This is a genomic window from Mycobacterium sp. P7213, from assembly GCF_900604305.1.
Taxonomy (GTDB): Bacteria; Actinomycetota; Actinomycetes; order Mycobacteriales; family Mycobacteriaceae; genus Mycobacterium.
This window is the reverse complement of record NZ_UWOA01000043.1, coordinates 1-13299: the sequence shown is the minus strand read 5'-3', so window position 1 is coordinate 13299 and position 13299 is coordinate 1. Positions and strand designations below refer to the sequence as shown.

The following is a 13299-nucleotide window of genomic DNA, read 5'->3' as shown; positions in this document are numbered from 1 at the left end:
CAAGGATCCTCAGGTGGCGGCGACGCCGACAAAGCTCAACCGCACACTTCGACGAGGGTTGTCGCGGTTCAGGTCGACCAGCACCACCGACTGCCAGATGCCCAGCAGCGGCTCACCGCCGGCCACCGGAACCGTGATCGACGGTGCCACGATCGCCGGCAGCACGTGATCGGCGCCGTGCCCGGGCGAGCCGTGCGCGTGCCGGTAGCGATCATCGCGCGGCAAGAGCCGCTCGAGCGTGTCGACCAGGTCGGAGTCCGAGCCGGCGCCGGTCTCGATGATCGCCACCCCGGCCGTCGCATGCGGCACGAAGACGTTGCACAGCCCGTCACCGTGGCGGGCACAGAACGACCGCACCTGATCGGTGAGGTCGACGGTGCGACGCCGCGAGGTGTCGATGTCGAGCACTTCGGTGTTCACCAGCTCCAGGGTAGGGGCCGCCGCCACTCTCGGGCGGAGTCAGCGCTCCCCGTTTATCAGGGCTACCCGCGCCAGGGTGTTCTGCGCCATCTTGACGTGCGCGGCGTCAACCAGCACGCCGTCGACCCCGACCGCGCCCAGCCCCTTCGCCTCACCCTCGCGGTAGGCGGCCATGTTGCGTTCAGCCAGCGCGATCTCCTGGGCGGTCGGCGAGAACACCGCGTTGGCGACCGGGATCTGGGTGGGGTGAATCGCCCACTTGCCAGTGAAGCCGTACAGCGAGGACCGGCGGGCCTCGGATTCGTAGCCGTCGCGGTTTGCGTAGTCGGGGTAGGGCGAGTCGATGGCCTCGATGCCGGCGATGCGGGCCGCGACAACCACCTTGTTGCGGGCGTAGTGCCAGAAGTCGCCCGGGTAGTCCCAGATCGGTACGAAGTTGGTGTCCACCCGCGCGCCCTGCGACAGCGAGAAGTCGCCGACTCCGAAGATCAGCGCGTCGATCCGCGGACTGGCCTTGGCGATCTCCTCGGCGTTGGCCAGCCCCTCGACCTCCTCGATGAGCACCTCGAGGCGGATCTGGTGTTCCAGGCCGAGTTTGGCCTCCAGCTGGGTGAGCAGCAGGTCGACCCACCAGACGTCGCGGGCGGTGCAGGCTTTGGGGACGACGATGGTGTCCAGGTTGTGGCCGGCGGCGGTGACCACCTCGATGATGTCATCGTGGCACCATTGCGTATCTAGACCGTTGATCCGGATGGCGCGCGCGGTGCGTCCCCAGTCCAGGTCGTTCAGCGCGGTGATCACCTTGGCGCGGGCGCCGACTTTCTCGGCGGGCGCGGTCGCATCCTCCAGGTCGAGGAAGACCAGGTCTGCCTGCGAGGCGGCCGCCTTGGCGAACATGTTGTGGTTAGCAGCGGGCACGGCCAACTCGGAACGGCGCAACAGCATGGGGCGATCTCTCCTTGAGGTTCGGGGGTCACAACACGCCGCGGGCGTGCAGGTCGTCGATGTCGGATGAGGTGAGGTCGAGCAGTTCGCGGTAGACCTCGGTGTTGTGCTCCCCCAGGCGAGGGCCCAGGTGTTCGACGCGCCCGGTCGCGTCGGAGAAGCGCGGCACCGGGGCCTGGACGGTCATGGCGCCGAGTTCGTCGTCGTCGACCTTGACGAAGACTTCGCGATGCGCCAGCTGCTCGTCGGCGACCAGGTCGGTGATGTCATATACCGCTGCGGCCGCGACCTGTTTGGCGTCGAACACCGCCATGGCTTCATCCAGGGTCTTGGTGGCCACCCAGTCGGCGACCACCTGATCGACTTCGCGGGCGCGGGCCAGCCGGCGCTGCGGGTCGCTGAAGTCGGCGTCGTCCACCAGGTCGGCGCGCCCGATCGCCCGAAACACCCGCAGTGCCAACGCCGGTGAACTGCCCGACATGGCCAGCCAGCGGCCGTCGGCGGTGCGGTAGGTGTTGCGCGGCGCCGAGATGTCCCAGCGGTTGCCGGCTCTGGTCGGCACCAGACCGAGTTGGTCGTAGCCGAGCAGGGTCTGCTCGAGCAGGCGAGCCAGCGGGTCAATGAGGTTGACGTCGATCAGCTGACCCGACGCGCCGTGCATGTCGCGGTGATACAGCGCCATCATCACCGCGTAGGCGGCATTCAGCGACGCGACGCCGTCGGCCAGCATGAACGGCGGCAGCGTGGGTGGGCCGTCGGTTTCACCGGTGATGTTGGCAAAGCCGCTCATCGCCTCACCGAGCGTGCCGAAGCCCGGCCTCTCACTCTTGGGACCGGAGAGCCCGAAGCCGGTGATGTGCAGCATCACGATGCGGTCGTTGACCGCCCGCAACGCCTCGTAGTCCAACCCCCACGCGCGCAGGGTCTGTGGACGGGTGTTGGCGATCACCACATCGGAGTGGGCCACCAGCTTGCGCACCAGATCCTGGCCTTCGGGCAGTCGTAGGTTGCAGGTGATCGAGCGCTTGTTGCGCGACACCGACTTCCACATCAGCCCGACGCCGTCGCGCTGATTGCCCCAGCCGCGGATCGGGTCCCCGGAGCCGGGTTGCTCGACCTTGATGACGTCGGCACCGAACTCGCCGAGATAGGTGGCCACCAGCGGCGCCGCTGCCAAGGTGGCCAGGTCGAGCACCCGGATGCCGGCCAGCATCGCGCCTGTCATGCCGGTACGGCGGCCGCGGCGGGCCGGGGCAGGCCCAGGTGCTCACGCAGGGTGTTGCCTTCGTAGTGGGTGCGGAACAGTCCGCGGCGCTGCAGCTCCGGGACGACCATCCGCACCACATCCTCATAGGAGCCCGGTGAATGCGTTGCGGCCAAGACGAATCCGTCGCAGGCGCCGCCGTGGAACCACTCCTCCATCTGGTCGGCGACTTGGGCTCCGGTGCCGACAAAGCGTGGTCCCTGTAGCAGCGTGGCCCGATGCCCGGCCAGGTCGCGCAGTGTGATGTCACCGCCGATGTGAGTGCGCAGGTTCTGCACCAGGCCGCGGATTCCCGACACCGAGGCGATCAACTCGTCGGTGATCGGGTCGTCGAGGTTGTGCTGGGCGAAGTCGTAGTTCATCAGCTCCGAGAGCAGCGTGAGCGACGCCATGGGGTGCACCAGGTCGTTGAGCAGGGTCTGTTCGCGGTCTTTGGCCTGCTCCTCGGTCTCGCCGAGCACCGCGTAGGCCATCGGGCAGAGCTTCACCGTGGCGGGATCACGCCCGGAGTCACCGATGCGCTTCTTCTGATCGGCGTAGTGACTGCGTGCCACCTCGATGCCCGGGTCCCCGGTGAAGATCAGATCCGCCCAGCGGGAAGCGAAATCGCGGCCCCGCCCTGACGATCCGGCCTGCAGGATCACTGGGCGGCCCTGCGGGGTTCGAGGCACGGTCAACGGGCCGCGCGAGGAGAAGTACTCGCCGATGTGGTTGAGTTCGTGCACCTTGGCCGGGTCGGCGAAGATGCCGGCCCCGCGGTCGGCCACGATCGCGCCGTCTTCCCAGGTGTCCCAGAGCCCGGCGACGACGTCGAGGAACTCATCCGCTCGGTCGTAGCGTTCGTCGTGGCTGAGGTGGCTCGCCAGGCCGTAGTTGTGGGCCTCGCTGTCATTGACCGAGGTGACAACGTTCCAGGCCGCCCGGCCACCCGAGAGGTGGTCGAGGCTGGCGAAGGTGCGGGCCACGTGGAACGGCGGGTAATACGTGGTGGAGTAGGTGGCGCCCAGGCCGATCTTCGAGGTCGCCTGGGCGAGAACGCCGAGCACGACGGACAGATCCAGCTTCACGGGCCGCGCGCCGTAGCGGACCGCTTCGGCGACCGAACCGCCGTAGATGCCGGGCATCGCCAGTCTGTCGTCGAAGAACATCAGATCGAAGCAGCCCTCTTCGAGCTGCCGACCGATCTTGGCGTAGTAGGAGGCGTCGAGGTAGCCGTGCTCGGTGGCGGGGTGGCGCCACGATCCGGCGTACACCGAGGCGTTGCCGGCTTGCATGAAGGCGACCAGCGCCATCCGGTCGGTCCGTGTCGTCATGCCCCATATCTACCATCTGATATATCAGATATCAACTATTGGATTTCAAGGCGTGTACGATCCGTCTGTGGCGGCCAACAATGTCGACATCGGTGGCACCGTGCGCGAGCGCGCGGCCCGCGAACTACGCAATCGCATCCTCACCGGTGAACTGGCGCCCGGAACCCGCCTCGACCTCGACGCCATCACCACCGAGTTCGCCACCAGCCGCACACCGGTGCGCGAGGCCCTGCTGGAGTTGTCCTACGAAGGCCTGGTGGAGGTCGCACCGCGCAGCGGCGTCACCGTGATCGGGATTCGCCCCGAGGATGTGCTGGACAGTTTCACCATCCTGGGCGTGCTGACCGGGCAGGCCGCCGCCTGGGCCGCCGAGCGGATCTCCCCCACCGAAGTCGAGCGCCTGCGGACGCTGGTCGCCGACGTCGAGGCCCTACGCGGCTCGGACGCCATCGGCGACGCCAACTGGGAGTTTCACCAGGAGATTCACCGGGCCGCGCATTCGCCGCAGCTGCTCATCCAGATCCGGCATGCGGCGCGGGTGGTACCGACGAACTTCCTGACGGTGTTTCCCGAGCACGAGCACCATTCACTGGAAGACCACCGCAAGCTGGTCACGGCGCTGGCCACTGGCGACGCGGAGGCATCGCGCGCCATCGCCGAGCAACACGTCCTCGACGCCGGGCGCTCGCTGGCCGATTGGCTGGGCCAAGCCGGCTCGGCCGGCTGACGAAAAGCACGCCTGGTGAGCTAGCGGCGCCGGATGATGGCCCTGAGTCGTGCCAACCGCCCGCCGATCTCGCGTTCCGCACCCCGGCCGGTGGGTTGGTAGTAGTCCACCCCGACCAGCTCATCGGGTGGATATTGTTGCGGCACAACGCCGTCTGGATGGTCGTGGGCGTACCGGTAACCGACCGCATTGCCCAGGGACTGCGCTCCCGCATAGTGCCCGTCGCGCAGGTGCGCCGGAACCGCCCCGGCCTTGCCGGCCCGGATGTCGGCCATGGCCGCGCCCAGCGCGGCGGTCACCGCGTTGGACTTCGGCGCTGTTGCCAGATGCACGGTGGCGTGCGCCAGGGTCAATTGCGCCTCGGGCATGCCGATCAGCGCGACGGTCTGCGCCGCGGCCACCGCGGTCTGCAGCGCGGTCGGATCGCCCATCCCGATGTCTTCGCTGGCCAGAATCATCAGCCGACGGGCGATGAACCGTGGGTCCTCCCCTGCCACCAGCATCCGGGCCAGGTAGTGCAGCGCGGCGTCGACGTCGGAGCCGCGCACCGACTTGATGAACGCACTGATCACGTCGTAGTGCTGATCACCATCGCGGTCGTAGCGCACCGCGGCCTGATCCAGGGATCCCTCGACGATCTCCACGGTCACCCGTCGGCCCGCCTCAGCCGCCACTTCCAGTGCGGTCAAGGCCCGGCGGGCATCGCCGGCGGCCAGCCGAACCAGCAGGTCGACGGCGTCGGGCGCCACCTCGATGCGTCCGCCCAGGCCGCGCTCGTCGTCGATGGCGCGCCGCAGCACCGCCGCGATGTCCTCGGGCTCCAGTGGCCGCAGCTGCAGGATCAGCGACCGGCTCAGCAGCGGGGCGACCACCGAGAACGACGGGTTCTCGGTGGTTGCGGCCACCAACAGCACCACCCGGTTCTCCACCGCGGCCAGCAATGCATCCTGCTGGGTTTTGGAGAACCGGTGCACCTCATCGATGAACAGCACGGTCTGTTCGCCGTACGCGGCCGCGCGTCGGGCGGTGTCGATCACGGCGCGCACTTCCTTGACCCCGGCGCTCAGGGCTGAGAGCGCCTCGAATCGTCGTCCGGTGGCACCGGAGATCAGTGAGGCCAGCGTGGTCTTTCCGGTCCCGGGCGGACCGTAGAGAATGACCGAGGCCGCCCCGGAGCCGTCGACCAGCCGACGCAGCGGGGAGCCCTGCCCCAGCAGGTGATCCTGGCCGACCACCTCGTCGAGGGACGCCGGACGCATCCGCACCGCCAACGGAGTGGAGGTGGCACCGGATCCGTGCGGTTCGGGCGCCGGGGCGCCGCTGAGGTCGAACAGTCCGTCGGACACGACTTCAGGCATACCACGCATAGCTGCTCACCGCTGTCACCTGCCCCATCGGCCACTCGCCGGTTCAGCGGTGCACGATCACCCCGCGGATGTTCTTGCCGTCACGCAGATCCTGGTAGCCCTCGTTGACCTGCTCCAGGGTGTAACGCCGGGTGATCAGCTCGTCGAGCTTGAGCTGACCGGCGTCATAGAGGCGCAGCAGCCGCACGATGTCGTACTGCGGGTTGGCGCCGCCGAACAGCGTGCCCTTGACGGTCTTGCCGAACAACGCCAGCTGCGAACCCGAGACGTGTACGTCCAGGCTCTCCAGCTTCGCCAGCGCGGCGATCACCACGGTGCCGCCCTTGCCGATGGTGTTGAATGCCGCGGTGGTGACGGCTTCGTCCAGGTCGCCGACGGTTATCAGCGCCTGGTCGGCCATCTGTCCCCAGGTCAGCTCGGCAATCTTGGCCATCGCCTCCTCGGCGGTGGGGAAGGCGTGCGTGGCACCCAGCTTCAGGGCGGTTTCGCGTTTGAACTCCACCGGGTCGACGGCCACCACGTACTTGGCGCCGGCGTGCGCGGCGCCCTGCACGGCGTTGATGCCGACGCCGCCGATGCCGTAGACCACCACGGTGTCCCCGGCGCGCACCCCGCCGTCATAGTTGGCCGTCGCCCAGCCGGTGGGGACCCCGCAGCCGACCAGCACCGCGGTCTCCAGCGGCAGCCAGTCGTCGACCTTGACCACCGAGTGCTGCGAGACGGTCGCCCGCTCGGCGAAGGTGCCCAGCATGCAGAAGCCGCCGTAATCGGTTCCGCCCGAGTGGAACCGGAACGTGCCGTCGGGCATGCAGCCCTCCAGGATGGTGGCTCCGATGTCGCACAGGTTCTGCCGTCCGGTCGAGCAGTATCGGCAGGCCCCGCAGCTGGGGATGAAACAGCACACCACGTGATCACCGGGCTTGACTTTGGTAACCCCGGGGCCGACGTCCTCGATGATCCCGGAGCCCTCGTGCCCGCCGACGATCGGGAACCGGGCCGGCCAGTCCCCGTCAGCCAGATGCAGGTCTGAATGGCACAGACCGGCAGCGGTGAACTTGATCAGTACCTCACCCGGACCCGGCCCGTCGAGGTCCAATTCCATGATCTCGAAAGGTTGGTTGGGCGCATGTGCCACGGCGGCAATTGTTTTCATGGGTGTCATCCAACTCGCCCGGGTGGCTCCTCCGGCGCTGTTCAGCCGGATTGCGAACGCGGGACGCAGATTGGGCGAGTAATATGTTTAACATGAGTACGCATAGCCTTCGCGATTTGCGGGCCCAGCTCGGTGCCATCGTGCGCGACGTCGCTACCTCCGGCGAAGAGGCCATCATCACCGATAGCGGAACCGAGATCGCGGTGATCATCTCGATGGCAGACTACGAGCGTCTGCATGAACACGCCGACGTCGCAGACGCGCTACGCGTGCAGAACATGCGCGCGAATGCGTTTAACACCATGTCACTGAGTGAAATGCTCGATGCCCTGGGCGTCAACGCTGCGGCGTTTGTCGCGTCGTGAAAGTCGCCTTTCACCCGGACGTCCTCAAGCAGTTGCAGCGGCTGCCGCGTGATGCGTTCGAGACGGCGCTGCAGACGATTATCGGGCTCACCGCTAGCCCGCGCCCGACCGGGGCGAAAAAGCTGGTCGGTGGCCACAATGACTGGCGGGTACGGTTCGGGCAGTATCGGATCGTCTACCAGATCGACGATGCCGCAGCCATCATCACGATCTTCACCGTCGCCAAACGCAGCGACGCCTACCGCTGATCAACCTCAGGCCGGCGCGGTCACGAAGTCGATCAACTCCTCGACCCGGCCGATCAGCTCCGGCTCCAGGTCGGTCCAGTCCCGCACCCGGCTCCGGATGCGCTGCCAGGCCGCCGCGATATCGGCCTGACCGGCGTGTGGCCAGCCCAGCGCGGCGCAGATCCCGTGCTTCCACTCCACGTTGCGTGGAATCTTGGGCCAGGCTTGCATTCCGAGCCGCTCCGGCTTCACCGCCTGCCAGATGTCGACGTAGGGGTGCCCGACGATCAGGGCGTGTGCACCGCCCGGTCCACGGCGCACCGCCTCGGCGATGCGGGTCTCCTTGGAACCGTCCACCAGGTGGTCGACCAGCACCCCGAGCCGTCGGCCGGGCCCGGGCTGGAATTCGGCGACGATGCCGGCCAGGTCGTCGATGCCGCCCAGGTACTCGACCACCACACCTTCGATGCGCAGGTCTTCCCCCCAGACCTGCTCGACCAGTTCGGCGTCGTGGCGGCCCTCCACGTAGATCCGGCTGGCCAGCGCCACCTTGGCGCGCGCGCCGCGTACCGCCACCGAGCCCGACGCCGTCCGGGCCGGCGCCGCGGGTGCCGTCGGGCGGGGCTCGGTCAAGATCACCGGCTTGCCATCGATCAGGTAGCCGGGGCCAACGGGGAATCCGCGGATGCGGCCGTGCCGGTCCTCCAGATCCATCCGACCGTAGGCGATCCGCACGACGGCCCCGACGTAGCCGCTTTGGGCGTCTTCGACCACCATGCCGCGCTCCACCGGCACCTCGACAGAGCGGACCCTGCGTGCGGTGTGCGGGTTGTCGGCAAGGATGTCGGATCCATAGCGGTCGGCCACCCGAGGCAGCCTAGGCGCGTTCGGGCGTGCTGCGACTGAACCACCCGCGCGATTCCGCCGATTTTTTCCGGCCGCCCTCAGAGCCGGTTCCACCGAACCAGAAGTCACACTGGCATCAGGCATCACTCTAGCAACATTAGCCACTCAAAATTCTCTTAATTTATAAGAGATCTCTCGCAACATACGTAACAATAACAACTTAGTTAACTAAAACAACTTTAGTTAACTTTTACCCCAATTAATAACAACCGAAACATTTGCATCTTTAAGTAACCGAAATGTGCAATTTCATCATTTATCGCGTTATGCTCTGAAACCTCACTGATACACACCTATCACGGAGGTTGTGATATGCACCGGAACACGGCACGGCGTGTCGTGAAGTTCGGGCGGCGGCGGCTCAATTGGGCGACGTCCGGGCTGGTCACCGGGGGGATCGTGGGCACGCTGATAAGTTCGGCGGGAGTGGCCCATGCGGACAACATGGCGATGGGCTGGGATGCCGTCGCACAATGCGAATCGGGCGGTAACTGGGCCGCCGACACCGGCAATGGTTTCTATGGCGGTCTGCAGTTCAAACCGTCGACGTGGCGCGCATTCGGCGGCGTGGGTTCGCCGGCGAAAGCATCCCGCGAGGAACAGATCGCGGTGGCCAATAGAGTCCTCGACGAACAGGGCCCGTACGCCTGGCCGAAATGCGGACCGGGACGGGTATTCCCGTCGTCGGTGAAAGGCTGGGTGCCGCCGGCGATGCGCCAGCTGCTCAAACCGTTCTGGTGAGCCCGGCTACTGCGGCTTCGGAGACAGCACCGCCTGGGTCTGCGTGACTCGGGCGACCAGCTTGCCGTTGTCGTCACTCAGGTCGGTCTGCACGACGATCGTCGTGCGACCGACATGCAGCGGAATGCTGGTCGCCGTCACAACGCCCGCCCGCACCGCTCGAAAGAAGTTGGTCTTGGACTCGATGGTCGAGGTGCTGGTGCCCTGAGGCAGATTGACCACCGCGCACACCGCTCCGGCAGTGTCGGCGAACGCCATCAGCGCTCCCCCGTGCAGCATCCCACCGGTGGTGCAGCGCTCCGGAGCCCACGGCATGGTCGCACGCACCTCTTGGGGTGACAGTTCAGCGATCTCGATCTGCAACTCCGCCGCGAACGGCATATTGGCGACGACCAATCGGGCGAACTCAGCCGAATCCATGCCTGCAGCCTTGCCGACCCTGGCGCTGCTGTCTAGCGTCCGCTCTCAGCGTGGTTGAGGCACCGCGTCAATCCCGGCCTCCTTGCGCTGAGCCGCCGTGATGGGCGCCGGCGCGTCGGTCAGCGGGTCAATGCCGCCGCCGGACTTCGGGAACGCAATGACCTCGCGGATCGACTCCACGCCGGCCAGCAGTGCCACCACCCGGTCCCAGCCGAACGCCAGCCCGCCGTGCGGCGGTGCGCCGAAACTGAAGGCGTCCAAGAGGAATCCGAACTTCTCGTTCGCCGACTCCTCGTCGATCCCCATAACCTTGAAGACCTGCTCCTGGATATCGCGGCGGTGAATACGAATCGAGCCGCCGCCGATCTCGTTGCCGTTGCACACCACGTCATAGGCGTCCGCGAGCACCGAACCGGGGTCGGTCTCCACGCTGCCGGCATGCTCCGGCTTCGGCGAGGTGAAGGCGTGGTGCACCGCGGTCCAGGCCCCCGAGCCGACCGCCACATCACCGGCGGCAGTGGCGTCGTCCGCCGGCTCGAACAGGGGCGGGTCGACCACCCAGGTGAACGCCCAGGCCTCCGGGTCGATCAGGTCCAGGCGCCGGGCGATCTCACCACGAGCCGCCCCCAACAGTGCGCGAGACGGCTTGGCCGGTCCGGCCGCAAAGAAGATGCAGTCCCCCGGCGCCGCGCCCACGTGCCCGGCCAGCCCGGCGCGCTCAGCATCAGTCAGGTTCTTGGCCACCGGTCCGGACAGCTCTCCGTCCTCGCCGACCAGGACGTACGCCAAGCCCTTGGCTCCGCGCTGCTTGGCCCACTCCTGCCAGCCGTCGAGCGTGCGCCGTGGCTGCGAGGCGCCCCCCGGCATGACCACCGCACCCACGTAGGGGGCCTGGAATACCCGGAAGGTGGTCTCGGAGAAGAACTCGGTGCACTCCACCAACTCCAGAGCGAATCGCAGGTCGGGCTTGTCGGAGCCGAACCGTCGCATCGCGTCCGCGTAAGTCATCCGGGGCAGCGGCAACGGCAGGTCGTAGCCGATCAGGGCCCAAAGCGCCTTGAGGACCTGCTCGGCGATGCCGATCACGTCCTCGGCGTCGACAAAGCTCATCTCCAAGTCCAGCTGGGTGAACTCAGGCTGACGGTCCGCGCGGAAGTCCTCGTCGCGGTAGCAGCGGGCGATCTGGTAGTAACGCTCCATCCCGGCCACCATCAGCAGCTGCTTGAACAGTTGCGGGCTCTGTGGCAGCGCGTAGAACGAACCGGGCTGCAGGCGCGCCGGAACCAGGAAGTCGCGTGCGCCCTCCGGGGTTGAGCGGGTCAGGGTGGGGGTTTCGATCTCGATGAAGTCTTGTGCAGCCAGCACCGAACGGGCTGCGGCGTTAGCCGCCGAACGCAGCCGCAGCGCAGCTCCCGGGCCGCCCTCGCGCCGCAGGTCCAGGTAGCGATGCTTCAGCCGGGCCTCTTCGCCGGCGGATTCATCGAGCTGGAACGGCAGCGGCGCAGCCTCGTTGAGCACCCGCAGTTCTGTCGCATTGATCTCGATGGCGCCGGTGGGCAGGTCGGGGTTCTCGTTGCCTTCGGGACGGACCTCGACGACACCGGTGACCGTCACACAGAACTCGGCGCGCAGCCGGTGCGCCTGCTCCAGCACAGCGGCGTCACGGAACACGACCTGCGCCACCCCGGAAGCGTCGCGCAGGTCGATGAAGATGACACCGCCGTGGTCACGTCGCCGCGCCACCCAACCGGCAAGCGTGACGCTGAGCCCGGCGTCGGTGGCCCGCAGTGAGCCGGCGTCGTGGCTGCGCAGCACGAATACCCCCTTGGTGACAGGTTAGTTCGGTAACGGTTTGACGGTCGCCAAGTCTAGAGCCCTCTTGTGGCACTGCCCCGCGCCGGTCGGTGCTTTAAGCTGGCTCACTGTGACTAACGGCACCGATGACCTCGACTTTGACTATGACGACGAGGACTACGACGAAGCCGCTGCCCCTAAACAGAACAAGAGCCTGAAATGGGGGTTGGCCGCCGTAGTCGTGCTGGCCGTGGTGGCGCTGGTGTTGGTCGCGGTGGTGTTGCTGGGCGGCGACCCGGGCAAGAGTTCGCTGGACGGCTCGGCCTCCAGCCGCAGCTCTGCGGCGTCGGGTATTGCCAGCGCAGACGACACCGGTCCGGTCTCGATCATCATCAATGACCCCAGCTGTACCGCGTGGATTTCGATCAGCAGCAACCTGTCCAGCACCCTGTCGATGCTTGGACAGGGCAAATGGAATGAGCGCGACCAGTCCATTCCGGCGTCGGCGTGGAACGACGAGCAGAAGAAGCAGTACCTGGCCGCCGGGCAGGTGGTGCGCAACGCTGCCGCCCAGACGGTCGGTCTGGTGAAGCTGACCCCGCACCGGGTGATGCGCGAACTCTACGAGCAGTTCATCGCTTACGCGCGCACCTTCGTCGAGCACATTCCCACCTACACCGAGCGGGACGCGGCGCTGGCCGGCACCGCGCACAGTGCAGCCTCGGCGCTGGCCGCGATCTGCGCCGCCGCCAACAACGGCTCAGCGGCCGCCCGCGGCCCCCTGGTCGAGACGCAGGCCGCTCCCACCAAGACGGCGTCGCCGGGCAACCCGGCCAACCCGCAGCGCTATCTGACCGGTTCCAATCCGGTGTGCGCGGACTGGAAGGCCACGCTGGACAAGTTCGGCGTTGACGCCGTCGAATGGCATGGCATCGATCCCAGCATCCCGGGAACGTATTGGAACCCGCAGCAGAAGGCGGTCAACCTGGCGGTAGGTCCCATCATGATCAGCCTGGCCAACAAGATGCAGCAGCTGGGCCGCCGCAGTAACAACCCCACCCTGCAGGACTTCGCGGAGCTGTCCGCCCAGTACCGCCGGGCGTTCGTGTTGGCGCTGCCGACCTACGACCCCACCGACAACTACCTGGCAAATGCCGCGACGTTCCTGTCCACCACGGTGCTGGGTGCATGCTCGTCGGCGGCAACCACGGGCTGACCAGAACGCACCAGAGACGCGCTGACGTGGCCGGGGCTGGTTAGCCCCGGCCACGTCAGCTTTGCCCAGGCCGTCCTTTTCTCTCGGAACGCAAGAAGCGGCTTCAGAACGCAAGAAACCGGCGCAGCCCGCAGGCTGCGCCGGTTTCTTGTTCGCGATTGGCCCTAGGGTCAGGCCCAGCTGGAGCCGACGGAGGCGTCGGTGTTGGCCATGTTGTTGCCGGCCGACTGCACCTTCTGACCGTGGCTGTTGGCCTGCTCGTAGATCACCGCGAAGTTGCGGCCCAACTGCGCCACAAACTCCTGGCACGCCACCGAACCCGCGCCACCCCAGAAATCACCGGCAGCCAGCACATCGTGCACGATCGCCTGGTGCTCAGCCTCCAACGACGCCGCCTGAGCACGAATCAACGCACCGTGGGCATCCACATCACCGAACTGG

The 13299-nt window shown here is 67.0% G+C and carries 15 protein-coding genes; 5 read left to right on the top strand and 10 right to left on the bottom strand.

What is annotated here, in order from left to right; translation table 11 throughout:
- Positions 1 to 9: 9 nt before the first annotated feature.
- From EJK91_RS16220 to EJK91_RS16205, 4 genes are read right to left on the bottom strand one after another with little or no spacing between them, the layout of a single operon-like run.
- Positions 10 to 408 carry a secondary thiamine-phosphate synthase enzyme YjbQ gene (locus EJK91_RS16220; RefSeq protein WP_164517992.1) on the bottom strand — a complete coding sequence of 133 codons (399 nt, stop codon included), beginning with the start codon at positions 406 to 408 and terminating at the stop codon, positions 10 to 12.
- Positions 409 to 459: 51 nt separating this feature from the next.
- Positions 460 to 1365 carry an HpcH/HpaI aldolase/citrate lyase family protein gene (locus EJK91_RS16215; protein ID WP_024442162.1) on the bottom strand — a complete coding sequence of 302 codons (906 nt, stop codon included), beginning with the start codon at positions 1363 to 1365 and terminating at the stop codon, positions 460 to 462.
- 28 nt (positions 1366 to 1393) lie between these two features.
- The gene (locus tag EJK91_RS16210) at positions 1394 to 2578 is read right to left on the bottom strand and encodes a CaiB/BaiF CoA transferase family protein (RefSeq protein ID WP_046301914.1); all 1185 of its coding nucleotides are present in this window, start codon (positions 2576 to 2578) and stop codon (positions 1394 to 1396) included.
- Positions 2579 to 2586: 8 nt separating this feature from the next.
- The gene (locus EJK91_RS16205; protein WP_046301913.1) at positions 2587 to 3942 is read right to left on the bottom strand and encodes an LLM class flavin-dependent oxidoreductase; all 1356 of its coding nucleotides are present in this window, start codon (positions 3940 to 3942) and stop codon (positions 2587 to 2589) included.
- Between the two features lie 67 nt (positions 3943 to 4009).
- On the opposite strand from EJK91_RS16205, the gene EJK91_RS16200 reads away from it, so the two are divergent.
- Positions 4010 to 4669 carry a GntR family transcriptional regulator gene (locus tag EJK91_RS16200; protein WP_046301917.1) on the top strand — a complete coding sequence of 220 codons (660 nt, stop codon included), beginning with the start codon at positions 4010 to 4012 and terminating at the stop codon, positions 4667 to 4669.
- 20 nt (positions 4670 to 4689) lie between these two features.
- Here the strand turns inward: EJK91_RS16200 and EJK91_RS16195 are convergent, their stop codons facing one another.
- Entirely contained in the window at positions 4690 to 6027 is a 1338-nt protein-coding gene (locus EJK91_RS16195; protein WP_164517986.1) for a replication-associated recombination protein A, read from the bottom strand.
- Between the two features lie 52 nt (positions 6028 to 6079).
- Positions 6080 to 7189, bottom strand: coding sequence for an NDMA-dependent alcohol dehydrogenase (locus EJK91_RS16190; protein ID WP_125079443.1), 1110 nt, complete (start codon positions 7187 to 7189; stop codon positions 6080 to 6082).
- 92 nt (positions 7190 to 7281) lie between these two features.
- On the opposite strand from EJK91_RS16190, the gene EJK91_RS16185 reads away from it, so the two are divergent.
- Positions 7282 to 7554, top strand: coding sequence for a type II toxin-antitoxin system Phd/YefM family antitoxin (locus EJK91_RS16185; protein ID WP_024442157.1), 273 nt, complete (start codon positions 7282 to 7284; stop codon positions 7552 to 7554).
- The gene (locus EJK91_RS16180) at positions 7551 to 7802 is read left to right on the top strand and encodes a type II toxin-antitoxin system RelE family toxin (protein ID WP_046302376.1); all 252 of its coding nucleotides are present in this window, start codon (positions 7551 to 7553) and stop codon (positions 7800 to 7802) included. Before EJK91_RS16185 ends, EJK91_RS16180 begins: the two co-directional genes overlap by 4 nt.
- 6 nt (positions 7803 to 7808) lie before the next feature.
- Here EJK91_RS16180 and EJK91_RS16175 read toward each other — a convergent pair whose 3' ends face one another.
- A complete protein-coding gene (locus tag EJK91_RS16175) occupies positions 7809 to 8648 on the bottom strand; it encodes a DUF3097 domain-containing protein (RefSeq protein WP_046302375.1) in 840 nt (279 codons plus the stop codon).
- Positions 8649 to 8999: 351 nt separating this feature from the next.
- Here EJK91_RS16175 and EJK91_RS23120 point away from each other — a divergent pair, with 351 nt between their 5' ends.
- Positions 9000 to 9428 carry a transglycosylase family protein gene (locus EJK91_RS23120; RefSeq protein ID WP_024442154.1) on the top strand — a complete coding sequence of 143 codons (429 nt, stop codon included), beginning with the start codon at positions 9000 to 9002 and terminating at the stop codon, positions 9426 to 9428.
- A gap of 6 nt (positions 9429 to 9434) precedes the next feature.
- Here EJK91_RS23120 and EJK91_RS16165 read toward each other — a convergent pair whose 3' ends face one another.
- Positions 9435 to 9848 carry a PaaI family thioesterase gene (locus EJK91_RS16165; protein ID WP_024442153.1) on the bottom strand — a complete coding sequence of 138 codons (414 nt, stop codon included), beginning with the start codon at positions 9846 to 9848 and terminating at the stop codon, positions 9435 to 9437.
- 45 nt (positions 9849 to 9893) lie between these two features.
- A complete protein-coding gene (gene aspS / locus EJK91_RS16160; RefSeq protein WP_125079442.1) occupies positions 9894 to 11663 on the bottom strand; it encodes an aspartate--tRNA ligase in 1770 nt (589 codons plus the stop codon).
- Between the two features lie 109 nt (positions 11664 to 11772).
- Here aspS and EJK91_RS16155 point away from each other — a divergent pair, with 109 nt between their 5' ends.
- Entirely contained in the window at positions 11773 to 12858 is a 1086-nt protein-coding gene (locus EJK91_RS16155; protein ID WP_125079441.1) for a hypothetical protein, read from the top strand.
- Between the two features lie 170 nt (positions 12859 to 13028).
- Here EJK91_RS16155 and EJK91_RS16150 read toward each other — a convergent pair.
- Positions 13029 to 13299: WXG100 family type VII secretion target (locus EJK91_RS16150; protein WP_164517931.1), on the bottom strand; the 271-nt coding region annotated here is incomplete at its 5' end.

What these genes read in the sequence shown, in the direction of transcription:
- EJK91_RS16215 (WP_024442162.1), bottom strand. Translation starts at nt 1,365, where the DNA reads ATGCTGTTGCGCCGTTCCGAGTTGGCCGTGCCCGCTGCTAACCACAAC.
- EJK91_RS16210 (WP_046301914.1), bottom strand. Translation starts at nt 2,578, where the DNA reads ATGCTGGCCGGCATCCGGGTGCTCGACCTGGCCACCTTGGCAGCGGCG.
- EJK91_RS16205 (WP_046301913.1), bottom strand. Translation starts at nt 3,942, where the DNA reads ATGACGACACGGACCGACCGGATGGCGCTGGTCGCCTTCATGCAAGCC.
- EJK91_RS16195 (WP_164517986.1), bottom strand. Translation starts at nt 6,027, where the DNA reads ATGCCTGAAGTCGTGTCCGACGGACTGTTCGACCTCAGCGGCGCCCCG.
- EJK91_RS16190 (WP_125079443.1), bottom strand. Translation starts at nt 7,189, where the DNA reads ATGAAAACAATTGCCGCCGTGGCACATGCGCCCAACCAACCTTTCGAG.
- EJK91_RS16185 (WP_024442157.1), top strand. Translation starts at nt 7,282, where the DNA reads ATGAGTACGCATAGCCTTCGCGATTTGCGGGCCCAGCTCGGTGCCATC.
- EJK91_RS23120 (WP_024442154.1), top strand. Translation starts at nt 9,000, where the DNA reads ATGCACCGGAACACGGCACGGCGTGTCGTGAAGTTCGGGCGGCGGCGG.
- EJK91_RS16165 (WP_024442153.1), bottom strand. Translation starts at nt 9,848, where the DNA reads ATGGATTCGGCTGAGTTCGCCCGATTGGTCGTCGCCAATATGCCGTTC.